Below are 25,498 nucleotides of genomic sequence, written 5' to 3' on the forward strand. Positions count from 1 at the left end.
AAGAGCAAACTAGGAAACTAGCCGCAGGCTGTACTTGAGTACGGCAAGGCGACGTTGACGTGGTTTGAATTTGATTTTCGAAGAGTATTAGGCTTTTTCACGAATAACTAAACCACCATCTTCCATATCTGCTTCCAGATGTTTAGCATCTAGATGATCCAAGTGGAAGTCTGTCACCTTATCACGAATTTGTTGTTCAACCACGCGACGGAGAGGACGAACACCCATAACTTCGTCATAGCCTTCTTCTGTGATAAAGTCCTTAGCCGCTTGGCTGACTTCTAAATTAATGTCTTTCTTAGCCAAGGTTTGGTTGACTTCCGCCAACATCAAGTCCACAATCTTAGAAAGGTCCTCCTTATTCAAGTGTGAGAACTCGATAACTGCATTAAAGCGGTTAAGGAACTCTGGGCGGAAGAATGGTTTCAAACGATCCATCAATTCTGGTTTGTCAGCATCTTCTGTCAAGTTGGCTTCATAACCAAATCCAGCATTTGATGTCGCGATAATGACCGTGTTCTTGAAGTTCACTGTATTTCCTTGACCATCAGTCAAACGACCATCATCCAATACTTGGAGGAGAAGGGTGATTACTTGAGGATCAGCCTTTTCAATTTCGTCCAAGAGAATGATAGAGTAAGGATTACGACGAACACGTTCTGTCAAGGTATTGCTATTGTCATCATACCCCACATAACCTGCTGTTGTACCAATTAACTTAGATACGGCTGTGCGGTCACTGTATTCAGACATATCCAAGCGGATAATCGCATCCTTGGTACCAAACATATCCAATGCCAATTGCTTAGCAAGCTCCGTCTTACCAACTCCAGTAGGCCCTACAAAGAGGAAGCTACCGATTGGGCGATTGCCTTCATCAAATCCTGCACGGTTACGACGGATAGCACGAGCTACTGCTTCTACTGCCTTATCTTGGCCAATTACCTTGTGTTCCAAGCGATGAGCCATATCTTTTAGGCGTTCGATATCAGATGCCCCCATTTGAGAAACTGGGATACCAGTCATACGCTCTACGGACTCAGCCACATCGTTGATGCTTGCAGTCACTTTCATGTCTTCTGTGTGGTTTTCGACTTTTTTCTCTAATTCTGCAATACGTGTTTTAGCATTGAGAGCTGCTTCAAAGTCTTCTGCCTCAACTGCTTTTTCTTGCTTGTCTTTTTCTGCCTCAATTTCCCGTTCAACAGCATGCACATCTGTTACAGGATGTTGAGCTGCCAAGTGAGCAGCCGTTACATCGACAAGGTCAATAGCTTTATCTGGCAAGCTGCGTTGTGGAATGTATTGGATGGAATAATCCACTGCTGCTTTCAAGACTTCGTCTGGCAAAATGACATTGTGGTGTTGTTGATAGAGGTCACGAATCCCTTGAAGGATTTTAAAAGTAACCTCTGCTGAAGGAGCATTGACCTTGACTTCGTTGAAACGACGAGCAAGAGCTGCATTCTTCAAGATGGTGTTACGGTATTCGTCTTGAGTCGTTGCCCCAATAACTGTCAACTCACCACGAGAGAGAGCTGGCTTGAGAATGTCCGCAAGCCCTTTAGATCCACTGTCTCCACCAGTGCTACCAGCACCGAGAATTTGGTGAATTTCATCAAAGAAGAGGATAATATTCCCTGCTTCTTTCACTTCATTGACTAGGTTTTGAACGTTTTCTTCAAAGCTACCACGGTATTGAGTTCCAGCCTCAAGACCTGAGATATCAATAGAAATAATTTCCTTGTTCTTGATGGCAGCCGGAACATCTCCATTCACAATCGCTTGTGCTAGACCTTCGACAACGGCTGTCTTACCAACACCTGCATCTCCGACCAGAACAGGATTGTTTTTGGTACGACGTGAGAGGATTTCAGAAGTTTCTTGAATTTCCTTGTTTCGTCCGATAACAGGATCCAGCTTGCCCTCGCGAGCTTCCGCTGTCAAGTTACGACCTAGTTTAGCAAGGACACCGTCTTGTTTCATACCTGAAGCGTGTTGTTGCATTTGCACCTCAGATTCTGCATTTCCTGGTAATTTCCCAGTTGCACGATACTGAGCAAATTCCTCAGGTGTCACTTCTCGTCCATTAATCAAGTAGCGACGATTTTCAGAACTATATCCTCGCATACCACCCATCAATTGGTTAAATAAATCATCCATGTTGTTAAAGTTATTAAAGTTGTTGTTCATATTTTTTACCTCGTTTATTGTTTATTATTTGCAATCTCTGATATTGACTATCTTTGACCTTTGTTTTAAAAATTTTAGACTAGCTAACTAACTACTCTACGTATAATTTCTGGTTTTTCTTTCTTAAATAAGCCTTTTATCATCTTCTTTTCAAAATCTGTTAGATTTAACATAGGCCTCACCCCTTTCTAGGGTATCTATCATACATTTTCAATAAATAGAATCATTGAAAATGAAGTTTTCTAAGGAATTCATTTTCCTTATGCTTCTACTATATCACATTGGTCAGTAAAAGTCAACATCTTTTTGACCAAATTTGACTATTTTTTTAAAATTTTTTTGAAGTCTTGAATAGATAATGTAAGTACACAAAAAAGCCAGTCCTATAGACTAGCTTTCTTTTCATTCTAATTGAATCTTAGCTCAATGCGTCATCCATTGAAAGAACTTCGTGGAAGACACGTTGTGTCAATTCAGTTTTTTGTTCTGGAGTGAGGTATTTAGTGTTTACACAGTATCCAGAGATACGTACGATAACGTCTTCACCTGACATAATCTTTTCGTAAACATCGTTCAAGTCCATAACGTTCAAGTTAACGTGTTGTCCACCGTTTTCAAAGTAACCATCAAGGATTGTTACCAAGTTATCAACTTGTTCGTCACGAGTCTTACCAAGAGCACGTGGAGAAACTTGAGTTGTCAATGAGATACCATCAGCTGCGTAACCAAAGTCAAGGCTAGCAAGTGAGTTCAAGTTTTGCAACCATCCACCTTTAGCTTTGTTAGATGGGTTAGCACCTGGTGAGAAGAATTCAAGTTTAGACAAGTTCACAGAACCATCTTCGTTGAGGTATACACCTTTGTGGACTGGTGAGTTACCAGTTTGTTTAGAGTAAGCAACGTTAGATGTGATAGTCAAGAGTGATACTGTAGCTTCAGCGTCTTTGTAAAGTTTGTGGCTACGTAGACGAGTCGTGTAAGCTTCGATCAACCATTCAGCCAATTCGTTTGAACGAGGGTCATCTTCACCCCAACGTGGGTATTCACCGATTGTTTCGTAATCGTAGATGTAGCCATTTTCATCACGGATTGGTTTAACAGTAGCGTACTTGATAGCTGACAATGTATCAACTGTATTAGCGAATCCACAGATACCGAATCCCATATTAGCGCGTTGTTTAGTTGGCAAGAAGGCCATTTGAACAGCTTCGTAGTTGTACTTGTCAGTCATGTAGTGGATGATGTTCAAAGCATCTACATAAGTGTCAGTCAACCAGTCAAGAGATTTTTCAAAGTTCGCTTTAACTGATTCGAATTCAAGAACTTCGTCACGGATAGGATCGATGTCAAATACTTTGTAGTCTTTGTGAACATCGTCGTAACCACCGTTCAAACCAGTAAGAAGGGCTTTAAGAACGTTTACACGAGCACCGAAGTACTGGATGTTGTGGCGTTGATCTTCGTTTTCTGGGTCAAGTGGTGACACACAGCATGAGATACAGCTCATTTCTCCGTATCCGTCTTTAGCCATTGTTGTTACACCTTCGTATTGGATAGAAGAGTGTTTGTGGCTCATGTGCATACAGTAGCGACGGAAGTTGTATGGCAATTTGTCAGTCCAAAGAACTGTCAAGTTTGGCTCTGGAGAGTTACCGATATTGTCAAGAGTGTTCAAGAAACGGTAGTCCATCTTAGTAACACGGTGACGACCGTCGTTACCCATACCAGCCATAGAAGTTGTGATGAAGGTTGGGTCACCTGAGTACAATTGGTCATAAGCTTTTGTACGAGCAAATTTAACTGTACGAAGTTTCATAACGAAATCATCAACAAACTCTTGGATTTCTGATTCAGTAAATGTACCGCGAGCAAGGTCACGTTCTGCAAAGATGTCCAATACGATTGGCACACGACCTAGAGATGTAGCAGCACCGTTAATCACACGGCAGACAGCCATGAAAGCAATGTTAACCCATTGGATTGCTTCTTTTACGTTCATCGCTGGTTTGCGAACATCAACCCCGTAAAGGTCACCCAAGCGAACAACTTGTTGCAATGCTTGGTATTGAAGGTTGATTTCTTCACGAAGACGAATTGTTTCTTCATCGATTTCTTCGATTGAGTTCCAATCGTTTACTTTTTCTTGCATCAAGTAGTCTGCACCGTAAAGAGCAAGACGTGCGTAAACACCGATAATACGTCCACGTGAATATGCATCTGGAAGACCAGTTACAGTGTGAGCGTGGCGAGCACGACGGATGTTTGAAGTGTAAGCACGGAAGATACCGTCGTTAACTGTTGTTACATATTTAGTAAAGATTTCGTGAACAGCTGGATCTGGTTCGTATCCATTTTCTTTCAAAGTAGTTTCAGCCATACGGATACCACCTCTTGGCATGAAATTCAATTTGAAGAGTTCATCGTTTTGGATACCGAAGATAACTTCATTTTCTTTGTCGATAAATCCGGCAGGAATATCAGCAATAGATGTTGGACGAGTGTCCATTGGGAAACGAGTTTCTTCGTAGTGAGCCTTAGTTTCTTCTACAATCTTTTTGATGTGAAGTGAACGTTCTGTTGGTCCAGCAAGGAAGCTTTCATCACCATCATAAGGTGTGTAGTTAGCTTGAACGAAGCGAGAAACGCTTGCTTTTTCTTTCCAATCTACACCTTTGAAGCCTTCCCAAGCTTTATCAAAAATGTCTTGTGCTTCAACAACTGTCTTAACAACCATGTTAATGTCCTCATTTTTCTTTCTAGTAACAGCCATCTGTTACATTCATGAGACAAGTATACCACACAGTAACCGATTTCAACAAGCGAAATCCGGCTTTTTTGTTACTTTCTTTTCTAATACAGTCTAATTTTAGGCACAATCTGTATTATATTTTTGAAAGTAGGATTACTCTTTTCCATTTTTTCAGAAAAAAAGGTATAATGAATAGAAAATGACGCTAGAAAGGTGCAATAATGCTCATATTTCCATTGATAAATGATTTGTCCAGAAAAATCATCCATATCGACATGGATGCCTTTTTTGCTGCGGTGGAAATAAGAGATAATCCCAAGTTAAAGGGCAAACCTGTCATTATCGGAAGCGACCCTAGACAAACAGGTGGTCGAGGTGTCGTTTCTACCTGTAGCTATGAGGCGCGGGCTTTTGGTGTTCATTCAGCCATGAGCTCTAAAGAAGCTTATGAGCGCTGTCCCCAAGCTGTCTTTATCTCAGGAAATTATGAAAAGTATAAGACTGTAGGACTTGAGATTCGAGCTATTTTTAAACGCTACACTGATTTGATTGAACCTATGAGTATTGACGAAGCCTACTTGGATGTGACAGAAAATAAACTCGGTATCAAGTCAGCCGTCAAAATTGCCCGCCTCATCCAACAGGATATCTGGCAGGAACTACACCTGACTGCTTCTGCAGGTGTTTCTTATAACAAATTCCTAGCTAAAATGGCTAGTGACTATCAAAAACCACATGGTTTGACAGTGATTCTCCCAGATCAAGCCCAAGACTTCCTCAAACAAATGGACATTGCTAAATTCCATGGCGTGGGCAAAAAAACAGTTGAACGCCTTCATGAAATGGGCATTTATACTGGTGCGGACTTATTGGACATCTCAGAAGTCACTTTAATCGATCGGTTCGGCAGACTCGGTTTTGACCTTTATCGAAAGGTAAGGGGCATTCATAACTCGCCGGTCAAGTCCAATCGCATTCGTAAGTCCATTGGCAAGGAAAAAACCTACGGAAAGATCCTACAAGTAGAAGAAGACATTAAAAAAGAGCTGACTCTTCTCTCAGAAAAGGTAGCTCACAATCTCAGCAAGCAGGACAAAGCTGGAAAAATCATTATCCTCAAAATACGATATGCTGACTTCTCCACTCTGACTAGACGAAAAAGCCTCCCACAAGCAACACAGGACGCTAGTCAGATTTCTCAAACTGCCCTTCAACTCTACGAAGAACTAGCTTACAAAGAAAAAGGTATCCGTTTACTAGGAATTACGGTGACAGGATTTTAAAAAGCTTGAAGGAATCTTCCTTCAAGCTTTTTCTTATACAAATAAACGCACAAAACTATAGAGCAGCAAGACACTACCGAGTACAATACGGTATTTACCAAAGAGTGTAAAGTCGTGCTTCTTCACATAGCTGGTCAAGAAACGAATGGCAACCATGCTGACTGCGAAGGCAACACCCATAGCTACCAAGAGCAAGAACAGTTGTCCAAAACTCAATAGTTGACCTGCTTTAATAAATTTAAAAATCTTTAAGGCACTGGCTCCGAACATAACAGGAATTCCGAGATAGAAGGTAAACTCTGTTACGACTGAGCGGCTTGTTCCATTCAACAAACCACCAACGATAGTTGCACCTGAACGGCTCGTTCCTGGGAAAAGAGCGAGGACTTGGAAGAGCCCAATGTAAAGGGCTGTTTTATAAGGCAGCTTGTCAAGCTCTGTTACTGTTGGTTCAATGGCTTGCGCCTTATTTCGTTTTTCAAGGTAGATAAAGGCAACACCATAGATAATCAACATGATTGCAACTGAAACCATGTTATGGAAGTTGGCATCAAACCAATCATCTAATTTAAAAACCAATAGCAAAGGCAAGGTCGCAACCAAGACTTTTGACCACAATTGCCAAGTTCTACGAACTTCGACCTTAGTTTTACCAGGTTTGAAGGGATTAAGCTTATTAAAGTAAATGACCATAACTGCTAAAATGGCACCAAGCTGAATGACAACATTAAACATGGACATGAAGGCTTCATTTTGGTCCTTGTATTGTACAAATTCTTCAACCAAGATCAAGTGGCCAGTACTTGAAATGGGCAACCATTCTGTAATTCCTTCAACAATCCCAAAAAAGATTGACTTCAAAATTTCAATAAAATACATACATTACTCCTTTTTCTGTCCTCTATTATAGCATAATTTCAGATGTTGCGATAGATTTTTTAGAAGGCGCCGATGCTACCACCGCCTCCGCCTCCTGAGAATCCTCCACCTGAACTTCCACTTCCAGAAGATACAGAGTAATTGCTAGCTGTATTTGCGACAGCTGTATATTGCTTGATTTGTGCAGTTGAGGTGTAGAACTGTGAGTGCCAACCATAGGCTACATAAAGATTCAAATCTGGATTTTCAAGCTGAATATGGCGAACTTTCATTAACTTGCTCACCTTCTTGGCATAACCAAAGAGAGTCGCATAGACCAATAGACGGTTCCAAAGGACGATGCTCTCTAGCTCGGCCTGATCCAGATGAGCGATGTCGCGAAGCATATTTTCAAAACTCGTCCAGAGATAGAAGATCTCCGCTCCTTCCTCTGTTAGAACTCCATCGCGATAGGCTCCTCGCGTGGCAAGGTAAACCCAGAAACTAGTCCCTAATCCTGTCAATCCTAAGAGTAGAAATGGGATCGAAAAGAAACCATGTGTTTGCCAGCTATAGTAAAAGAATAGCAGTCCACCTAGAGCTGTTATGGCTGAACAGACCCGCATCCCGAGAGCAAGGCGACGTTCCTCACTTGTCAAGGGACGATAGTAGCTTGGGATACGAAGTACATGGACCTTATCCTTGACACAAGACTGAATGCGTTGAAGTCTTCCTTCAAAGGAGCGTTTGAGACGCGAGCCTGTTTCTCGGATATGTTTTTCATCTGACTCTTTGGCACCACGGTAAAGGGAAGATGAAACTTGGTAATCAGGGAAGAGCTCTGAAATAGCCAATTCTTTCTTATTTGACAAAGTCATTCGCAGGCATTCCTTCTCAAAATTTGATAAGCCTTTTTCACTGATAATTCGTAGATAAGGTTCCTCATCCCCTTGGAAAATAGATAAATGACCTCGATCTACTAAATCCAACAAGGTTGCCTGAATCAAACGTTCAAAAGTAAATTTACCAAACCCTGATTTGTTTAGGGGATTGACTTCCTCTAAGGAGGTTGAATACACTGCTTCTGCTAAAACCATTGGAGGCAAATCCATCGGTGGTTCGTAGAGTCGATGATCTTTTGGAAAGACCTTTTTAATGCTTGTACTCTGACGAAACATCCTATAGAAAATAGGAACTAGAAGTAAGAGACTCATAAAAATGACGGGAAATACCCATTTCATCATTATTTCACTTTGCGCTTTTTCTGTCGCTATATTGCTTTCAATCCGGTTAAAATCGGTTAAACGTTCTTCCTCTAATCCTTGATCTGGAGCCCCTGCAAAAGCACTTCTCGGCCAGTATGCGTGTAATTCGATTTGTCGCTTTCTCGGAAGATCTTTCATTTTGACATGATAGAGATTATGTACTTTTTCAACACTAGAGTCCCTTAGGAGTTGGCCTGCATGAAAATAGAGTTTCTCTGCTGGAGTATCAGAGCTGACCTTAAACTCAATCTCTTTGATGTCTCCAGTACTATCTGTCAAGGGTTGCCAATTTAGCTCTGCGATATCCTTATATAAGAAGAGAAGGTTTGTTAGTTTCCAGGTAACCGTTACACGAACAGTATCTCCAGCATATCCAGCATTGTAAATTTTTACCTTGTAGCCGTCCTCTTCCTCCATAGTATAGAAGGAAGCATTTTGAACAATTCTTCCATTTTTAGAAACCTGAACGGTCGGATCGGGATCAATGTCAAATCCTTCTGGCATTTTCCCAGCTTTCCCTAGTCCAACTAACTGACCATTATAATCATCTCCAAAGCGGTAGGTAATTGTTTCCTTAAAAATTGCAGTATTATCTGCATGAATATTCAAATCCCCCTGATAGGATAAGATATCAAAGTCTACTGCAAAAACCAGGCTCGGTATAAATAATAAATAAGTAAATACCAAAGCCAACAGCCATCTTTTTTTCATAATCGGTTCCCTTTCAATCTTTTTACCATTATATCATTTTTTATAAGTAAAGGCTTACTTGTATTGAAAATCTCGCTATTTTTAGATACAATAGAGAGAGTCATTTTTAGACTAGAAATAGGAGAAAACATGAAAAAATTATGCTTATCTATCCTTGCTAGCCTAGCCCTTACCTTAGGACTAGTTAGCCAAGTCCAAGCCGACGAATATTTACGCATCGGGATGGAGGCAGCTTACGCTCCCTTCAACTGGACCCAAGACGACGATAGTAACGGCGCCGTCAAAATCGACGGTACCAACCAATATGCCAACGGCTACGATGTTCAAATTGCTAAAAAGATTGCCAAAGACCTTGGTAAGGAACCTTTGGTTGTGAAAACCAAATGGGAAGGACTTGTTCCAGCCCTTACTTCTGGCAAAATCGATATGATCATTGCCGGTATGAGCCCAACCGCTGAACGCAAACAAGAAATTGCTTTTTCAAGCAGTTACTATACTAGCGAACCGGTTCTATTGGTAAAAAAGGACTCTGCCTATGCAAATGCCAAATCTTTAGAGGACTTTAGTGGGGCAAAAATCACGTCTCAACAAGGTGTTTATCTTTATGACCTGATTTCCCAAATTCCAGATGCCAAAAAAGAAACAGCTATGGGTGACTTCGCCCAAATGCGTCAAGCTCTGGAGGCTGGTGTTATTGATGCCTATGTTTCTGAACGACCTGAAGCAATGACCGCTGAGTCTGCTAACGCTAAGTTCAAAATGATCCAACCTCAACCAGGTTTCAAAACTGGCGAAGAAGATACAGCTATTGCCATTGGACTTCGTAAAGATGACAGCCGCATCAGCCAAATCAATGCTAGCATCGAAACCATCTCTAAGGATGAACAAGTAGCCCTCATGGATCGTATGATCAAAGAGCAACCTGTGGAGTCTACAACAACAGAGGAAGAAAGTAGTTTCTTTAGCCAAGTCGCTAAGATACTTTCTGAAAACTGGCAACAACTCTTGCGTGGTGCTGGTATCACACTCTTAATCTCCATTATCGGAACCATCACAGGTCTCCTTATCGGACTTGCGATTGGGGTCTTCCGTACCGCTCCACTATCTGAGAACAAGGCAATCTATGGCTTGCAAAAGCTACTTGGCTGGATCCTTAATGTCTATATCGAGATCTTCCGTGGTACACCAATGATTGTTCAATCCATGGTTATCTACTATGGAACTGCCCAAGCTTTCGGTATCAATCTTGACCGCACACTAGCTGCTATCTTCATCGTCTCAATCAATACGGGTGCCTACATGACAGAGATCGTCCGTGGTGGTATCCTAGCAGTTGACAAAGGACAGTTTGAAGCTGCAACTGCTCTTGGTATGACCCATAATCAAACCATGCGTAAGATTGTCCTACCTCAGGTTGTCCGCAATATTCTACCTGCTACTGGTAATGAGTTTGTCATCAACATCAAAGATACCTCCGTATTGAACGTTATTTCTGTTGTTGAGCTTTATTTCTCAGGAAATACTGTAGCAACACAAACCTATCAATACTTCCAGACCTTTACCATCATCGCCGTGATTTACTTTGTCCTCACCTTCACTGTGACCCGTATCCTACGCTTTATCGAACGTCGCATGGACATGGATACTTACACTACAGGTGCTAACCAAATGCAAACGGAGGATTTGAAAAAATGACACAAGCAATCCTTGAAATCAAACACCTCAAAAAATCCTATGGGCAAAACGAAGTGTTAAAAGACATTTCCCTCACCGTCCATAAAGGAGAGGTTATTTCCATCATCGGGAGCTCAGGAAGCGGAAAATCAACCTTCCTTCGTTCAATTAATTTACTCGAAACACCTACAGAGGGAGAGATTCTCTATCGAGGAGAAAATGTCTTAGAAAAAGGCTATAACCTCACCCATTATCGTGAAAAACTCGGTATGGTTTTCCAATCTTTCAATCTCTTTGAAAATCTGAATGTCCTTGAAAATACAATCGTCGCTCAGACGACTGTCCTTAAACGCGACCACTCTGAAGCTGAAAAAATTGCCAAAGAGAATCTCGAAAAAGTCGGTATGGGAGAACGTTACTGGCAAGCCAAGCCCAAACAACTCTCAGGGGGACAAAAACAACGCGTGGCTATCGCCCGCGCACTCTCCATGAATCCTGACGCCATTCTCTTCGACGAACCAACATCTGCCCTCGACCCTGAAATGGTCGGAGAAGTCCTCAAAATTATGCAGGATTTGGCTCAAGAGGGCTTGACCATGATCGTTGTAACCCACGAAATGGAGTTCGCTCGCGATGTTTCTCACCGTGTCATCTTTATGGATAAGGGCGTCATTGCTGAAGAAGGCAAACCAGAAGAACTCTTCACGAACCCTAAAGAAGAACGAACAAAAGAATTTCTTCAACGTTATCTCAGCTAATAAACAAAGACTGCATAAAGAATGCAGTCTTTTTAATTTGTAATTGTAAAGAAAAGGCAGACTCGACTCAGGAATCTGCCTGTGACCACAGTTTAATCTTCAAATTTTTCATGATTTTTTTCATAGAAATCGATTAAACCAAGAGCTGTTTCAAATGAAATATTTTTAACTTTTGCGCGTCCTTGTGCTAGAGCAATGATAGACATTTCACGCGCATTCGTTTCTTTAGAGATACGGTAGCCTGTGATTTTCTTATCACGAACCCAGCCAACAACTGCTTCTACTTTTTCAAAGTTCGACTTAGCCATGTTCTTCTCCTAAATTATTCTTTACAATACTTAATTGTATACGTTTTTATTTCGTTTGTCAATAAAAAAACATATATTCATCGTAACTATATTATTCTGCATATTTTTATTTAGCTTTTAAAGCCGATAATATATGAGTTCTTATATCCTCAACTCCATTAGGATTTGCTGGCAGGAAGATTGTATTATTACCATCTTTATCTGCAAAATTATTCAACGTATCTAAATACTGGTTCGTTAATAGGATAGACATGATTTGTTCTTCAGTCAGCTCAACATTGGCTCCTTTTAACTCTTGGATAGAATCAGCTAGTCCGTCAACAATTGCTTTACGCTGCTCTGCAATCCCTACACCATGTAGGCGATCTTTTTCTGCTTCTGCTTCTGCTGCGGTCACGATTTTAATCTTATCTGCTTCAGCAAGCTCTTGCGCCGCAACTCTCTTACGTTGAGCCGCGTTAATTTCATTCATTGATTGTTTTACTTCAGCATCAGGTTCAACCTTAGTAATCAGCGTTTTGACAATGATATACCCATACGTAGACATTTCTTCAGCCACTTGTTTTTGAACTTCTAAGGCTATTTCATCCTTCTTCTCAAACAACTCATCTAGGGTTAGCTTTGGTACAGATGAACGCAAAGCATCTTCAATATAGGATTTAATCTGGGCTTCTGGACGCATCAATTTATAATAGGCATCTGTGACATTGTTTTCATTTACTCGATACTGAGTTGCCACATTCATCGTTACAAATACATTATCTTGCGTCTTTGTCTCTACAACAATCTCACTTTGCAACAAGCGTAGTTGAACTCTTGCCGCAATCCTATCAATTCCAAAAGGAGCTCGTAAATGAATACCACTATTGCTCAACTTTTGGTATTTCCCAAAACGTTCTATGATAGCGACAGATTGTTGTCGAACCACATACACAGAACTAACCATGATCACTGATGCAATCACCACTAAAAACAATAAAACAAGTAAAATTTGTAAAACCATGGGAATCTCCCCCTTTCGTCACCCTCATTATAGCACCATCATTACCATTACGCAAATAATATGATAATAATTTTATTTTAGCTTAAACTAGCATATTGTACAACGTTTCGTTCCCATTCAAATTAATATAAGATGGGTCAAACTTTTCCATCCGATGAATCAATCCAGCATAATCATGCTTATTGGCAAGGGCTACCCCAATCAAGACAGGGCCTGTCCCCTTGCTTGCTCGTTTGATATATTCAAAACGAGTGATGTCATCATTTGGCCCCAAAATGTCATTTACAAACTCTCGTAGAGCTCCTGGACGTTGTGGGAAATTCACTACAAAGTAATGCTTGATTCCATCGTAAATCAAGGCACGTTCTTCCATCTCTGGCATGCGGTTGATATCGTTATTCCCCCCAGAAATGATACAACAAATCGTCTTGCCTTTGATATAGTCTGATAAAACTTCCAAGGCTGCAACGCTGGCAGCTCCGGCTGGTTCTGCTACAATACCTTGCTTAGAATAAAGATCAATCAAGGTTTCAGAAATCAATCCCTCGTCCACCCCAATCAGCGTTTCAACATTCTTTCGGGTTGCTTCATAGGTTAATTGCCCAACCTTCTGTACGGCTATCCCATCAGCAAACTTATCAATTTCTTTGAGCTTAACTGGTCCCCCAGCTTCAAAGGCTGCTTTCATAGAGCGAGCACCATTAGCTTCTACTCCGATCACTTCAATAGTCGGGTTGGTTTCCTTAATATATGTAGAAACACCGGCAATCAATCCGCCACCACCTACTGGTACAAGTACTGTATCAAAATCAATAGACTCTTTACGGGCTTCTTCAAGAATTTCATAGGCTACAGTCCCTTGACCAGCCTGAACATGCGCATCATCAAAAGGATCGATGAAGGTGCGGTTTTCTGTTAATGTAAATTCTTGTGCTGCCTTAGCAGAAGCATCAAAGGTATCCCCAACCAACTTGATCGTCACAAACTCTCCACCGAAAAAGCGAACCTGCCCAATCTTTTGTTGCGGTGTTGTGATGGGCATAAAGATCGTTGCAGGAATCTTCATCTCATTACAAGTATAGGCGACACCTTGGGCATGATTTCCCGCAGAGGCACAGACTACACCACGCTCGCGTTCTTCTTTTGACAGTTGAGAAATGGCATAATAGGCTCCACGAATTTTAAAAGAGCGAACTCGTTGCGCATTCTCCTTTTTGAGATAAATCTTTGCTTGGTATTTTTCTGATAAATAATGATCATATTCTAGTGGTGTATCAACTACTACACCACTCAAAACTTTGTGGGCTTTCACCACATCTTTTGCACTTAGCATTGTCTCCTCCTCAAATACTGTTCAAGATAAAAAACGAGTTAGGTACCCCCAACTCGCCTTCTGTCTCTCTTTACAAGAATTAATTGTAGATTTTGAATGCGTCGTCGTCGTTTTTACCAACGAAAGGCATTGCTTTACGCAATTCTGCACCAACTTTTTCAATTTCAAGGTTAGCTGCTTGTTCACGGTAAGCAGTTAATTTTGGACGACCAGCCTTGTAGTCATTTACAAAGTCATTTGCAAATTTACCATTTTGGATATCTGCCAAAACAGCTTTCATGTTTTCTTTAACTTGCTCAGTAATCACACGTGGACCTGATACATAGTCACCGTATTCAGCAGTGTTTGAAATAGATTGACGCATTTTCTTGAATCCACCTTCATAGATCAAGTCAACGATCAATTTCATTTCGTGAAGAACTTCAAAGTAAGCCAATTCTGGGGCATAGCCTGCTTCTGTCAAGACTTCAAAACCTGCTTCGATAAGGGCAGTCAAACCACCACAAAGTACGGCTTGTTCACCAAACAAATCTTCTTCAGTTTCTTCTTTGTAAGTTGTTTCAAGCAAACCAACACGAGCTGCCCCAACACCTTTACACCAGTCCATAGCAATGTTTTTCGCATTTCCAGTTGCATCTTGGTAAACTGCGTAAAGAGCTGGCACACCAAATCCTTCTTCGTAAGTACGACGTACCAAGTGTCCTGGTCCTTTAGGAGCACACATGAAAACATCTACATCTGCAGGAACTTTGATAAATTCAAAGTGGATATTGAAACCATGAGCAAATCCAACTGCATTTCCAGCTTCCAAGTTTGGAGCGATTTCTGCTTCGTACAATTCTTGTTGGATTTCGTCTGGTGCCAAAATCATAATAACGTCAGCCAATTTGGTTGCTTCTGCTACTGTGTAAGTGTCAAAACCATCTTCTTTTGCTTTGTCAAAAGATTTACCTGGACGCACACCGATGATGACATCACGACCTGAATCACGCAAGTTTTGCGCATGCGCATGTCCTTGTGAACCATAACCGATTACGGCGATTTTTTTACCGTCAAGCGCTGCTACTTTAACATCTTTTTCGTATTCCATTTGAACTGCCATAGTTTTTCTCTCTTTTCTATTTTTTATTGCCTTATAGGCTGGTTTAACAAATTTATGCTGGATTTTATACTCAATGAAAATCAAAGAGTATTAGTCGCGGGTAAATCCAGTTGCACCCGTACGAGCGATATTTTTAATACCATATGGTCGAATCACTCGCAATAAAGCTTCACTCTTTTCAGCATTTCCCGTCATCTGGATGGTGATTGAGCTTGGAGCCACATCTACTACCGTTGCTCGGAAAGGTTGGATAATGGCCAAGATTTCTGCACGCTTCTCAGCAGGAGCAGATACTTTTACCAAGATAACTTCTCTTTCCAAGTGTGGTTTATCTGTGATATCACGAATGCGAATTACATCAATCTGACGATTGAGTTGTTTAATGATTTGCTCTACTTCATCATGAGAAGCTACATCAATAATAATGGTGATGCGAGATACATTGGGATTCTCTGTCGCACCAACTGAGATACTCTCAATATTGACTTGACGACGAGAAAGGACACCTGTAAAACGATTCAAAACTCCTGAACGGTTTTGCAATCTAGCTGTTAACATTCTACGCATGGAACTTCACCCCCAACATCTCATGATTGCTCTTACCAGCTGGTACCATCGGTAAGACCTGTTCCTTACGAGAAATATCCACCTCGATAAACATGGGCACATCCTCCAGAATGACTTCTAGATCCTTCTCTATCGTCTCTGGATTATCAAATTTATAGTTTTTGATGCCATAAGCCTGTGCCATCAACTGGAAGTCAGGAAGGGTATCAAAGACTGACTCGGAAGTTCTACCCTCATAGAAGGATTCCTGCCACTGACGAACCATTCCTAGTGAATGGTTATTCAACATGACAACCTTAATCGGCACCTTGTAGATGTTTAGGATAGCTAGTTCTTGGTTGGTCATTTGGAAGCCACCATCACCAACAAAAAGGATGACCTCTTTTTCTGGATTGGCAATCTTGGCTCCGATAGCTGCAGGAACTCCGAATCCCATGGTACCCAAACCACCTGAAGTGACTAACTGACGCTCATTTTGGTAAGGATAATACTGAGCTGTCCACATTTGGTGCTGCCCTACGTCAGTTACGACAATGGCATCACCATGCGTCAACTCACCGATGCGTTCAATTACGGCCTGAGGTTGAACCACACGTTCTTTCTTATCATAAGAACGAACTCGATTCTTGTCCTTGGTGACTTTTTCAATCCACTTTTCAGTATTGTTATGAACAGTTGGTTCTGCCAGTAGCATCTGCAAGGCTTTCTTAGCATCCCCCACTACAGGAATATCTGCACTGATAATCTTACCAATCTCAGCTGGGTCAATGTCGATATGAGCAACCTTAGCATTCTTCGCGAAGGTCTTAGGGTTCCCAGTCAAGCGGTCATCGAAACGGCAACCAATACTAATCATAAAGTCCGCTTCCGTCATTGCAATGTTGGCTGCGAAAGAACCGTGCATGCCTCCCATCCCTAGGAAGAGCGGATGACTCGTTGCAATGGTTCCTTGCCCCAAAAGACTAGTGACTACTGGAATTTGGTAACGTTCAGCAAATTCATTGAGCTCCTTAGAAGCTTCTGCATAGCTGATACCGCCCCCTGCTAACAAAACAGGTTTCTTGGCTTTTGACAATTGCTTCAAGATTTTCTTGATTTGCATGTCATTTGGATCAAGTGTCGGTTGGTAACTTGGTAAATTCACCTCCGGCGAATAGATGAAATCTGTCTCTAGGGCTGATACATCCTTGGGCAAGTCAATCACAACTGGACCTGGACGACCTGTCGTTGCGATATGGACAGCTTCCGTAATGATACGAGGAATATCTGCTGTCTCACGAACTTGGTAATTGTACTTGGTAATGGGCATGGTAATACCTACGATATCCGCCTCCTGAAAGGCATCCTTCCCAATCCCAGCTCGCGCAACCTGACCTGTAAAGACCAAAAGGGGAACGCTATCGCTCATGGCATCTGCAATCCCTGTAATGGCATTTGTTGCTCCCGGCCCACTCGTGACGACGGCAACGCCCAACTTTCCAGTTGATTTGGCATATCCTTCAGCTTCGTGCAAACAACCTTGCTCATGGCGTCCCAAGATGTGGCGAATACCTTTAAAATTGTATATCGCATCATACAAAGGTAAGACCGCACCACCAGGATAACCAAAAATGGTATCAATCCCTAAGTCCCGAAGTGTTTCCAAAACTAGGTCCGACCCCGTCTTAGGAGATTCTAAACTGATATTCTCCATTGTTCCCCTTTCTCTTCTCTTAAAAAAATAGCTTGTTACTATCATACCATTTTTTCAAAAATTTTCAAGGCAAAAGAGTCAATTTTCTGAATTTTCTATCTAAAAGTGTATTTATGAATCATTTCCTTATTTTTATTAAGTTATCTACGGAATTAGGAACCTTTATTTATTTTAATTTATCAAATTAGAATATTTTCTTTCTTGGTAGAATTAGTATTTTTCTCACTTAGCGATCAAATTCGTATACTATATTCAGCAAAAATGAATAGTTAAAGACAAAAAGGAAGCCACTAAGTGACTTCCTTCTAGAGTGAGGACTGATTAGTCTTCACCTTTGTTTTTCTTAATGATTTCTTCTTGTACTGACTTAGGTACATCTTCGTAGTGGTCAAATACCATCATGAAGGTACCACGTCCTTGAGATGCAGAACGAAGAACTGTTGCGTAACCGAACATTTCAGCAAGTGGAACGTAAGCACGAACGATTTGGCTGTTACCGTGTGCTTCCATACCATCTACACGTCCACGACGAGCAGTTACGTGACCCATAACATCACCAAGGTTTTCTTCAGGAACAGTGATGGTTACAAGCATCATTGGCTCAAGGATAGCTGGTTGTGCTGATTTAGCAGCTTCTTTAAGGGCAAGTGAAGCCGCGATCTTGAAGGCAGTTTCAGATGAGTCGACATCGTGGTATGAACCATCGTAAAGCTTAGCTTTAACGTCAACCATTGGGTAACCTGCAAGAACACCGTTAGCCATAGATTCTACCAAACCTTTTTCAACCGCTGGGATAAATTCACGAGGAACCACACCACCGACGATTGCGTTTTCGAATTCGAATCCTTTACCTTCTTCGTTTGGAGTAAATTCAATCCATACATCACCGAATTGACCTTTACCACCAGACTGACGTTTGAAGAATCCACGTGCTTGAGTAGAAGCGCGGAATGTTTCACGATAAGATACTTGAGGAGCACCTACGTTTGCTTCCACTTTGAACTCACGACGCATACGGTCAACAAGGACGTCAAGGTGAAGTTCACCCATACCAGAGATAACTGTTTCACCAGTTTCAACGTTTGTTTCAACGCGGAATGTTGGATCTTCTTCAGCCAATTTTTGAAGAGCGATACCCATCTTGTCTTGGTCTGCTTTAGATTTAGGCTCAACCATCAATTGGATAACTGGTTCTGGAACGTTGATTGACTCAAGGATGATTTTAGCTTTTTCATCTGTCAATGAGTCACCAGTTGTTGTATCTTTCAAACCAACGGCAGCAGCGATATCACCTGAGTAAACAGTGTCAATTTCTTGACGGCTGTTAGCGTGCATTTGAAGGATACGTCCGATACGTTCACGTTTACCTTTAGAAGTGTTCAATACGTAAGAACCTGATTGGAGAACACCTGAGTATACACGGAAGAATGTCAAACGACCTACGAATGGGTCAGTCATGATCTTGAAGGCAAGAGCTGCGAATGGCTTATCATCAGATGCTGGACGAGTTTCTTCTTCATCTGTATCTGGGTTAATACCTTTGATCGCTGGAATGTCAAGTGGGCTTGGAAGGTAGTCGATAACCGCATCAAGCATCAATTGAACACCCTTGTTCTTGAAGGCAGAACCACACAATACTGGGAAGAATTCAACGTTGATAGTTGCTTTACGGATAGCAGCTTTCAATTCTTCGTTAGTGATTTCTTCACCTTCAAGGTATTTCATCATCAAGTCTTCATCAGTTTCAGCGACTGCTTCAACCAATTTTTCACGGTATTCTTGAGCTTGGTCAAGGTATTCAGCTGGAATATCTTCTTCAAGGATATCTGTACCAAGGTCATTAGTATAGATTTCAGCTTTCATCTTGATCAAGTCGATAATACCGCGGAAATCATCTTCAGCACCGATTGGCAATTGGATTGGGTGTGCGTTTGCTTGAAGACGGTCGTGAAGTGTGCTTACTGAGTAAAGGAAGTCAGCACCGATTTTGTCCATTTTGTTAGCAAATACGATACGTGGAACTCCGTACTCAGTTGCTTGACGCCAAACTGTTTCAGTTTGAGGCTCAACACCTGATTGTGAGTCAAGAACAGTAACCGCACCGTCCAATACACGAAGAGAACGTTGTACTTCGATTGTGAAGTCCACGTGTCCTGGTGTGTCGATGATGTTTACGCGGTGGTTGTTCCATTGAGCTGTTGTCGCAGCAGATGTGATAGTGATACCACGTTCTTGCTCTTGCTCCATCCAGTCCATTTGTGACGCACCTTCGTGAGTTTCACCGATTTTGTGGATTTTACCAGTGTAGTAAAGAATACGCTCAGTAGTTGTTGTTTTACCGGCATCGACGTGAGCCATGATACCGATATTACGAGTTTTTTCAAGTGAAAATTCGCGTGCCATGAGGTTTATTTCTCCTATTTATTTTAATTTCTATTCTATTATAACACGATTTTAATAAAAACGGATAGGCAGGACCTACCCGTTCTCAATGTTTATCTTGTTTTTGTTGGTTTCAACTTGTATACAAATTGAATTGAACTCGGGCTAAAAGCTTAAGTTAGCTGAGTTGAACCCAATTGAACTCGGGCTAAAAGCTCGGAAAATAGATAAGCTTTCCTAGAAGCTTTGATTCTGCGTCAAGCTTCCTAATTTTCAGTCGCTTTTTTAACGCCCTTAGTATCTTATTCTTACCAACGGAAGTGTGCGAAGGCACGGTTAGCTTCAGCCATACGGTGAGTGTCTTCACGTTTCTTAACTGCTGCACCAGTGTTGTTCGCAGCATCCAAGATTTCTTTTGCAAGACGGTCTTGCATTGTGTGTTCACCACGAAGGCGAGCGATGGTTACCAACCAACGAAGTCCAAGTGTTGTACGACGTTCTGGACGAACTTCAACTGGGACTTGGTAGTTAGATCCACCAACACGACGTGCACGTACTTCAAGTACAGGCATGATGTTTTCCATAGCTGTTTCAAATACTTCAAGTGCATCGTTACCAGTAGCTTCTTTGATTTGCTCAAAAGCACCGTAAACGATTGAAGCAGCTGTACCACGTTTACCATCAAGCATAACGCGGTTGATAAGACGAGTAACTAGTTGTGAATTGTAAAGCGGATCTGGCAATACGTCACGTTTTGGAGCTCTATTTTTACGACTCATTTCTCTTTATCCCCTTTCCTTATGCTTTTGGACGTTTAGTACCGTATTTAGAACGGCCTTGTTTACGATCGTTAACACCTGCAGTATCAAGTGCACCACGGACGATATGGTAACGTACCCCTGGAAGGTCTTTTACACGTCCACCACGAAGAAGCACCACGCTGTGCTCTTGCAAGTTGTGTCCGATACCTGGGATGTAGGCAGTAACTTCGATAAGGTTGCTCAAACGTACACGAGCGAATTTACGAAGGGCAGAGTTAGGTTTTTTAGGTGTCATTGTTCCCACACGAGTTGCAACACCACGTTTTTGTGGTGAAGAAACGTTTGTTTGAACTTTTTTATGACTGTTGTAACCAACGTTCAAAGCTGGTGATTTAGATTTTTCTACTTTTGATTTACGCGGTTTGCGAACCAATTGGTTAATTGTAGGCATCTACATTCTCCTGTGTTTTTTTTATTTTTGGTGATGATACACTTGGTGACAGCTACCATCTGTGTGTACTTTTGCAACATTTGTCAGCACGTCCCTGTACACTTTTGAGAGACCAAAAGTAAAAAGTACCGTCTATTATTGTAACACAATTTTTCCTTCGTTGTCAAGATATTTTTCATTTTTATTCTGATCTTTTAACTCTTTGACACTAGTTCTAACCGCTTTTCTAAACCTAAAAAGGAGGCAATTTCCCTCCTCCTTTCTAGTATGGATTTCCTTCGATTCAAGTTATCGTTTCGGAATTTTTTAACCCTTCTTATCAAAGCCAACCAGATTCTTTTGCAATGTTGGCTGCCTCTGTTCGATTACCAGCATCTAGTTTCGAAAGAATATTGGTGACATAGTTTCGGACGGTTCCATTTGATAGATAAAGCTGATCTGCGATTTCTTGATTAGACAAGCCCTGAGCGATTCCCTTTAAAACAGCGATTTCTTGCTCTGTTAACGGATTGGGGTGCGTCATCACCACTTCCATCAATTCAGGCGAATATTCCTTACGTCCTTCAAGAACAGTGTGCAAGGTTTGCATGAGGTCCGCAATGCTTCTTTCTTTTAAGACATAAGCATCCACTCCAGCCTTAACCGCACGTTCAAAATAGCCGGGGCGCTTGAAGGTCGTCACCACAACCACCTTTGTTTCTAGCTTTTCTGCTCGTATCCACTCCAAGACTTCGAGGCCTGTCTTAGCAGGCATTTCTACGTCAAGAATGGCGATATCTACGGGCTCCTTTTCTAAGAGTTGGATTGCTTCTTGGCCATCCTTGGCTTGTAGGACAGAATCTACATCTGGTTGAAAGGTAAGCAACTGGCACATAGCATCTCGCAACATACTTTGATCTTCTGCAACAAGTAATTTCATCTTAGTTTCTCTCCTTATAAGGTAGCCGAACCTGCACTTCAGTCGGATGTTTCTGACTGATTACCTTTACTTCTCCTGAAAAAGGAAGGACACGGTCTCGAACAGTATGGAGTTCATCTCCTTTTAGAGAAGCAAAGCCACAGCCATCATCTCTCACTGTTAGAATGAGTTCTTTCTCTGTCCGTTCTAATTTTAAGTAGGCTTTAGACGCTTTGGCGTGTTTGATGATATTGGTCACTAACTCAAGCAAAATCATGGAGGCTGTTGACTCTAATTCCTGAGTTAAGCTAGCTGTATCTAGTTGATTAGCTATTTCCACCTCAATTCCAGCAATTTCTAACATCTTTTTCAAAGTCTCTAGTTCTGATGTCAAAGTTCTAGACTTAAGATTTTCCACAATGGTTCGAACTTCACGCATTGATTCTTTGCTAATTTGCTGTATTTCTCTTAATTCCTTTTCCACCTGTGGATAAGCCTGCATCTGAAAAAGTTGGAGGGCAAGATCCGTCTTCACACTCAACATAGCAAATGTATGGCCTAGACTGTCATGGAGATCCTGACCGATACGATTGCGTTCATTTTCAGCCAAGAAAAGATTAAGCTTAGCATTTTGCTTTCTCTTTTCTTCTTTTATGTCCTCCGACAATCGAATTCGATAAAGACCAAAGGTCATTGCATCGGAAAAGATAAAGGTCACCAAGAAAAAGAGTAGCTGCCAGGGACTAACATGATTGACCATATAGATTCCGGTCAGAATAAATGGTTGCAGGACAATAAAACTGACAAAACGCCAAGAGTGAAAAGAAATCTCATCCAGCTCATAAATAAGGAGATTGGATAAATAAAAGATAAACCATGTGAAACCTGAACTTAGCCAAACAGATGTATAAAAAATGTAGACAAGCATGGACCACCATGCTAGCCACTGCACGGTGCGATTCTGACTGATTAAAACCGAATAGAAGGCAAGTACAAATAGTAGGGTCCATAGCAAGGTTAAAAGCGGGTAATCTCCAACGATGACACCCGCTATAGGAAAGATGATAAACACAATTGAAATATGAAACATATAATGAATGTTTTTAAATTTTTCCAACATAGATTTATTTTACCTCAATCCGTTTTTTCAGTTGAATGACCAGTACACCAAAGAAAACTGTATAGCCTAGCACAACCAAGGCAGCAAGAATGTTAAACTCGTGATGCTCCAAATAAGTAGAAACAACCTGCATCAGTTGATAGGTTGGAGTCAGCTTTCCAATAGATTGGAGCCATTCTGGGAAGGAATTCAAAGGAAACCACAGTCCACCTAGGACAGCCAAAGCAATATAGGCAATATTTCCAACAACCGTCATCAATTGAGCACTAGGAAGCAAGCTCACCAATACCCCCATGCTGATAAAGACCACGCTTCCAACCAGTAACATAACTCCGATTACCAACCAATCAAGCCAAGGCAGAGTCACTCCACGGACAAAATGACCAACCGAAAAGACAACTATAACTGATAACAAGAAAGTTAGCAGAGTGCTGAACAGTTTTGATACATAATATTCTACCATAGATACGGGAGAATGTTGAATCAATTTTTGCCAGTTGTTTGTCTTATCAGACTCGAGTGTGCTTGGGATACTGAAAAAAGCACTTGACATGATACTAAAGAGCGTCATGGCAAAAAGATAGGCTTGAAGAGCGATTTCTGGAATGTCTGATCCTGACATCATACCAGAGAAAATAAGGTAAAATACACTTGGAAGTCCGATGGATAGCAAGTAGTAGATGGCTTGCCGTTTCATCAGAATGATTTCTACTTTCATGAGACTTGTCATATTTTTCATCGTCAATCTCCTTTAGTCTTGAGTCGTTTCGAAGATACTGTCCAAAAGAGTTCGATTGCGAACTTCAATTTCTTCGATCGTGCAGCCCTGTTCTTGCAAGACTTTCCATACTTTGCTGGCTTCTTTGGTTGTGAAGGAAAGAGCATTTTGCTTGATTTCAATCTCTTGAACCTGGTCCAAAGTGCTGATAACTTCCTGATAAGTTAGAGGTACCGTAAAATGTTTTTCTTGTTCTTCACCACGCATAGCATAAGGCGTCGTATCGCGAATCAATTCTCCCTTGTGGAGTACCAAAATGCGGTCAGCCGTATGTTCTACCTCTTCGATATAGTGAGAAGAGTAGACAATGGTGACACCATTTTTCTTTAACTGATTGACAATTTCCCAAAAATGCTGACGTGTCGAGGTATCCATGGCAGCAGTTGGCTCGTCTAAAAATAGAATTTTCGGACGACCTATTAAAGTCAACACGAAAGAGAACAAACGTTTTTGACCACCAGACAACTTGCCCGCTAGCTGATTTTTCTGCTTATCTGAGAATCTTAACAAGTCATCAATTTCTTTGTCTGAGAGACTGTCGGGATAAAGTGACTTGAAAAATGATAGAAGTTCTTTCACTTTCAAGCTTTGGGCAACTGCATTTTCTTGGGGTAAGACAGAAATAAGCTGCTTTAATCGAGGATCTGTTGGTGCAAAGCCTTGAATGGCTATCTGACCTGAGCTCATGAACTTGTCTCCCAAGAGGCAATCAATCAAGGTTGTCTTCCCTGCTCCGTTAGGCCCGATCAAGGCGACACATTCACCATCGTTGATTTCAAAGGAGATGTTCCGCAAGATCTCCTTGTCTTTTATTTTCTTACTCAATTTCTCAACTTTAATCACAGTCATGAGATTCTCCTTTCAACCACTTCATTCCCACAGGGAAAACAACGAAAATCATAAATCCAAAACCCCAAGCACCACGAATAAATTGGCGAAGCAAGGTTTGGTCAAACCAACCAGTAAACATTTCCACTAACCATACCAAGAGTGACAGGCTGATAAAGAAATAGATGATTGCTTTTTTCATTCCTCAAACTCCTTTTTCACATCTCTGAATAATTTCAAACCTTCTCTGACAAGCCAAGACATCATTCCAAAGCCAGCAAAGAGCTCCCAAGGAAAATGATAGAAACCCTCGTCCAATCCTGAAAACATGAGATAGGTCATAACTCCTGCTGCTACTAAACTCACTGCGACAATCATTTTATTTTTCATTTCTTCTTCCTCCATTTCATACTTCAATTATAGTCCTTTGAAGTTAGCGGAGCTAGATGCTTCTGTCACTAGGAAATATGACAAATGTCATAAAAAAGAACCGATTTCTCGGTTCTTAAAAATGATTAGTCTGATTCATCGTTTCGTTTCTTTTTACCTAGTAATCCAAATGTCATGGCACCTGCTAGGGCTGTCAGAATTCCTAGATTTTTCAAACCATCTTCTTGAGTTCCAGTATTTGGAAGTTGATGTTTTTCTACAGAGATGTTTTGCGTCAATTGATCTGGTTTCGAATCAGGTACTGAAAGTTCTTTTTTATCAGACGGCTTCACTTGCTCTGGAAGTTCTACTACTGTTGGAGTATAGAATCCTGAAATGATATTTCCATTGCGA

General features: G+C 41.3%; 23 protein-coding genes. 3 read left to right on the forward strand and 20 right to left on the reverse strand.

What is annotated here, in order from left to right:
• Positions 1-87 precede the first annotated feature (87 nt).
• Complete coding sequence (locus HMPREF2853_RS08990; protein ID WP_049500160.1) at positions 88-2,193, reverse strand: ATP-dependent Clp protease ATP-binding subunit; 2,106 nt, start codon at positions 2,191-2,193, stop codon at positions 88-90.
• 418 nt (positions 2,194-2,611) lie between these two features.
• Positions 2,612-4,927: a formate C-acetyltransferase gene (gene pflB, locus HMPREF2853_RS08995; RefSeq protein WP_000260647.1), complete on the reverse strand. Its 2,316-nt coding sequence runs from the start codon at positions 4,925-4,927 to the stop codon at positions 2,612-2,614.
• Between the two features lie 236 nt (positions 4,928-5,163).
• Here pflB and dinB point away from each other — a divergent pair, with 236 nt between their 5' ends.
• Positions 5,164-6,225, forward strand: coding sequence for a DNA polymerase IV (gene dinB, locus HMPREF2853_RS09000; protein WP_049550494.1), 1,062 nt, complete (start codon positions 5,164-5,166; stop codon positions 6,223-6,225).
• Between the two features lie 33 nt (positions 6,226-6,258).
• On the opposite strand, the gene HMPREF2853_RS09005 is transcribed toward dinB, so the two are convergent.
• The gene (locus HMPREF2853_RS09005) at positions 6,259-7,104 is read right to left on the reverse strand and encodes an undecaprenyl-diphosphate phosphatase (RefSeq protein WP_000273572.1); all 846 of its coding nucleotides are present in this window, start codon (positions 7,102-7,104) and stop codon (positions 6,259-6,261) included.
• A gap of 59 nt (positions 7,105-7,163) precedes the next feature.
• Positions 7,164-9,059, reverse strand: a complete 1,896-nt coding sequence (locus tag HMPREF2853_RS09010; RefSeq protein ID WP_070535918.1) for a DUF2207 domain-containing protein — start codon at positions 9,057-9,059, stop codon at positions 7,164-7,166.
• A gap of 129 nt (positions 9,060-9,188) precedes the next feature.
• Between HMPREF2853_RS09010 and HMPREF2853_RS09015 the strand changes: the two genes are divergently transcribed.
• Together HMPREF2853_RS09015 and HMPREF2853_RS09020 are read left to right on the forward strand one after the other, a co-directional pair.
• A complete protein-coding gene (locus HMPREF2853_RS09015) occupies positions 9,189-10,754 on the forward strand; it encodes an ABC transporter substrate-binding protein/permease (protein WP_049500153.1) in 1,566 nt (521 codons plus the stop codon).
• A complete protein-coding gene (locus tag HMPREF2853_RS09020; protein ID WP_000189490.1) occupies positions 10,751-11,491 on the forward strand; it encodes an amino acid ABC transporter ATP-binding protein in 741 nt (246 codons plus the stop codon). The genes HMPREF2853_RS09015 and HMPREF2853_RS09020 overlap by 4 nt, the downstream gene beginning before the upstream one ends.
• A 92-nt stretch (positions 11,492-11,583) precedes the next feature.
• On the opposite strand, the gene HMPREF2853_RS09025 is transcribed toward HMPREF2853_RS09020, so the two are convergent.
• The 16 genes from HMPREF2853_RS09025 to HMPREF2853_RS09100 form a co-directional block, all read right to left on the reverse strand.
• Positions 11,584-11,799, reverse strand: coding sequence for a capsule biosynthesis transcriptional regulator (locus HMPREF2853_RS09025; RefSeq protein ID WP_001130031.1), 216 nt, complete (start codon positions 11,797-11,799; stop codon positions 11,584-11,586).
• 106 nt (positions 11,800-11,905) lie between these two features.
• Complete coding sequence (locus HMPREF2853_RS09030; RefSeq protein ID WP_070535921.1) at positions 11,906-12,802, reverse strand: SPFH domain-containing protein; 897 nt, start codon at positions 12,800-12,802, stop codon at positions 11,906-11,908.
• An 82-nt stretch (positions 12,803-12,884) separates the two neighbouring features.
• A complete protein-coding gene (ilvA, locus tag HMPREF2853_RS09035; protein WP_000947300.1) occupies positions 12,885-14,135 on the reverse strand; it encodes a threonine ammonia-lyase IlvA in 1,251 nt (416 codons plus the stop codon).
• A 79-nt stretch (positions 14,136-14,214) separates the two neighbouring features.
• Entirely contained in the window at positions 14,215-15,237 is a 1,023-nt protein-coding gene (ilvC, locus tag HMPREF2853_RS09040) for a ketol-acid reductoisomerase (RefSeq protein WP_000290683.1), read from the reverse strand.
• 90 nt (positions 15,238-15,327) lie between these two features.
• On the reverse strand, positions 15,328-15,804 hold the full coding sequence (gene ilvN / locus HMPREF2853_RS09045; protein ID WP_001253813.1) for an acetolactate synthase small subunit: 477 nt from the start codon (positions 15,802-15,804) through the stop codon (positions 15,328-15,330).
• Positions 15,797-17,497 (reverse strand): acetolactate synthase large subunit, encoded by a 1,701-nt coding sequence (locus HMPREF2853_RS09050; protein ID WP_070535924.1) that lies wholly within the window; start codon positions 17,495-17,497, stop codon positions 15,797-15,799. Before HMPREF2853_RS09050 ends, ilvN begins: the two co-directional genes overlap by 8 nt.
• Before the next feature lie 321 nt (positions 17,498-17,818).
• Complete coding sequence (gene fusA / locus HMPREF2853_RS09055; RefSeq protein ID WP_070535927.1) at positions 17,819-19,900, reverse strand: elongation factor G; 2,082 nt, start codon at positions 19,898-19,900, stop codon at positions 17,819-17,821.
• A gap of 287 nt (positions 19,901-20,187) precedes the next feature.
• Positions 20,188-20,658, reverse strand: coding sequence for a 30S ribosomal protein S7 (gene rpsG / locus HMPREF2853_RS09060; protein ID WP_000087873.1), 471 nt, complete (start codon positions 20,656-20,658; stop codon positions 20,188-20,190).
• A gap of 19 nt (positions 20,659-20,677) precedes the next feature.
• Complete coding sequence (gene rpsL, locus HMPREF2853_RS09065) at positions 20,678-21,091, reverse strand: 30S ribosomal protein S12 (protein WP_001142332.1); 414 nt, start codon at positions 21,089-21,091, stop codon at positions 20,678-20,680.
• A 319-nt stretch (positions 21,092-21,410) separates the two neighbouring features.
• Positions 21,411-22,010 (reverse strand): response regulator transcription factor, encoded by a 600-nt coding sequence (locus HMPREF2853_RS09070; protein ID WP_000772057.1) that lies wholly within the window; start codon positions 22,008-22,010, stop codon positions 21,411-21,413.
• A 1-nt stretch (position 22,011) separates the two neighbouring features.
• On the reverse strand, positions 22,012-23,109 hold the full coding sequence (locus HMPREF2853_RS09075; RefSeq protein WP_002881496.1) for a sensor histidine kinase: 1,098 nt from the start codon (positions 23,107-23,109) through the stop codon (positions 22,012-22,014).
• Between the two features lie 4 nt (positions 23,110-23,113).
• Positions 23,114-23,848: an ABC transporter permease gene (locus tag HMPREF2853_RS09080; protein WP_000794219.1), complete on the reverse strand. Its 735-nt coding sequence runs from the start codon at positions 23,846-23,848 to the stop codon at positions 23,114-23,116.
• Positions 23,849-23,860: 12 nt separating this feature from the next.
• Positions 23,861-24,736, reverse strand: a complete 876-nt coding sequence (locus HMPREF2853_RS09085; RefSeq protein ID WP_000216039.1) for an ABC transporter ATP-binding protein — start codon at positions 24,734-24,736, stop codon at positions 23,861-23,863.
• Entirely contained in the window at positions 24,723-24,917 is a 195-nt protein-coding gene (locus HMPREF2853_RS09090) for a hypothetical protein (RefSeq protein ID WP_000709169.1), read from the reverse strand. Before HMPREF2853_RS09090 ends, HMPREF2853_RS09085 begins: the two co-directional genes overlap by 14 nt.
• Positions 24,914-25,120, reverse strand: a complete 207-nt coding sequence (locus tag HMPREF2853_RS09095; protein ID WP_000390700.1) for a hypothetical protein — start codon at positions 25,118-25,120, stop codon at positions 24,914-24,916. The genes HMPREF2853_RS09090 and HMPREF2853_RS09095 overlap by 4 nt, the downstream gene beginning before the upstream one ends.
• A 110-nt stretch (positions 25,121-25,230) precedes the next feature.
• The coding region (locus HMPREF2853_RS09100) for an LPXTG cell wall anchor domain-containing protein (protein ID WP_148131409.1) at positions 25,231-25,498 on the reverse strand (268 nt) is incomplete at its 5' end.

Origin of the sequence: Streptococcus sp. HMSC077F03, assembly GCF_001812375.1 — a bacterium.
Lineage (GTDB): Bacteria > Bacillota > Bacilli > Lactobacillales > Streptococcaceae > Streptococcus > Streptococcus oralis_S.

Coding starts and splice junctions, on each gene's coding strand:
- HMPREF2853_RS08990 (WP_049500160.1), bottom strand. CDS start 2,193: ATGAACAACAACTTTAATAACTTTAACAACATGGATGATTTATTTAAC.
- pflB (WP_000260647.1), bottom strand. CDS start 4,927: ATGGTTGTTAAGACAGTTGTTGAAGCACAAGACATTTTTGATAAAGCT.
- dinB (WP_049550494.1), top strand. CDS start 5,164: ATGCTCATATTTCCATTGATAAATGATTTGTCCAGAAAAATCATCCAT.
- HMPREF2853_RS09005 (WP_000273572.1), bottom strand. CDS start 7,104: ATGTATTTTATTGAAATTTTGAAGTCAATCTTTTTTGGGATTGTTGAA.
- HMPREF2853_RS09010 (WP_070535918.1), bottom strand. CDS start 9,059: ATGAAAAAAAGATGGCTGTTGGCTTTGGTATTTACTTATTTATTATTT.
- HMPREF2853_RS09015 (WP_049500153.1), top strand. CDS start 9,189: ATGAAAAAATTATGCTTATCTATCCTTGCTAGCCTAGCCCTTACCTTA.
- HMPREF2853_RS09020 (WP_000189490.1), top strand. CDS start 10,751: ATGACACAAGCAATCCTTGAAATCAAACACCTCAAAAAATCCTATGGG.
- HMPREF2853_RS09025 (WP_001130031.1), bottom strand. CDS start 11,799: ATGGCTAAGTCGAACTTTGAAAAAGTAGAAGCAGTTGTTGGCTGGGTT.
- HMPREF2853_RS09030 (WP_070535921.1), bottom strand. CDS start 12,802: ATGGTTTTACAAATTTTACTTGTTTTATTGTTTTTAGTGGTGATTGCA.
- ilvA (WP_000947300.1), bottom strand. CDS start 14,135: ATGCTAAGTGCAAAAGATGTGGTGAAAGCCCACAAAGTTTTGAGTGGT.
- ilvC (WP_000290683.1), bottom strand. CDS start 15,237: ATGGCAGTTCAAATGGAATACGAAAAAGATGTTAAAGTAGCAGCGCTT.
- ilvN (WP_001253813.1), bottom strand. CDS start 15,804: ATGCGTAGAATGTTAACAGCTAGATTGCAAAACCGTTCAGGAGTTTTG.
- HMPREF2853_RS09050 (WP_070535924.1), bottom strand. CDS start 17,497: ATGGAGAATATCAGTTTAGAATCTCCTAAGACGGGGTCGGACCTAGTT.
- fusA (WP_070535927.1), bottom strand. CDS start 19,900: ATGGCACGCGAATTTTCACTTGAAAAAACTCGTAATATCGGTATCATG.
- rpsG (WP_000087873.1), bottom strand. CDS start 20,658: ATGAGTCGTAAAAATAGAGCTCCAAAACGTGACGTATTGCCAGATCCG.
- rpsL (WP_001142332.1), bottom strand. CDS start 21,091: ATGCCTACAATTAACCAATTGGTTCGCAAACCGCGTAAATCAAAAGTA.
- HMPREF2853_RS09070 (WP_000772057.1), bottom strand. CDS start 22,010: ATGAAATTACTTGTTGCAGAAGATCAAAGTATGTTGCGAGATGCTATG.
- HMPREF2853_RS09075 (WP_002881496.1), bottom strand. CDS start 23,109: ATGTTGGAAAAATTTAAAAACATTCATTATATGTTTCATATTTCAATT.
- HMPREF2853_RS09080 (WP_000794219.1), bottom strand. CDS start 23,848: ATGAAAAATATGACAAGTCTCATGAAAGTAGAAATCATTCTGATGAAA.
- HMPREF2853_RS09085 (WP_000216039.1), bottom strand. CDS start 24,736: ATGACTGTGATTAAAGTTGAGAAATTGAGTAAGAAAATAAAAGACAAG.
- HMPREF2853_RS09090 (WP_000709169.1), bottom strand. CDS start 24,917: ATGAAAAAAGCAATCATCTATTTCTTTATCAGCCTGTCACTCTTGGTA.
- HMPREF2853_RS09095 (WP_000390700.1), bottom strand. CDS start 25,120: ATGGAGGAAGAAGAAATGAAAAATAAAATGATTGTCGCAGTGAGTTTA.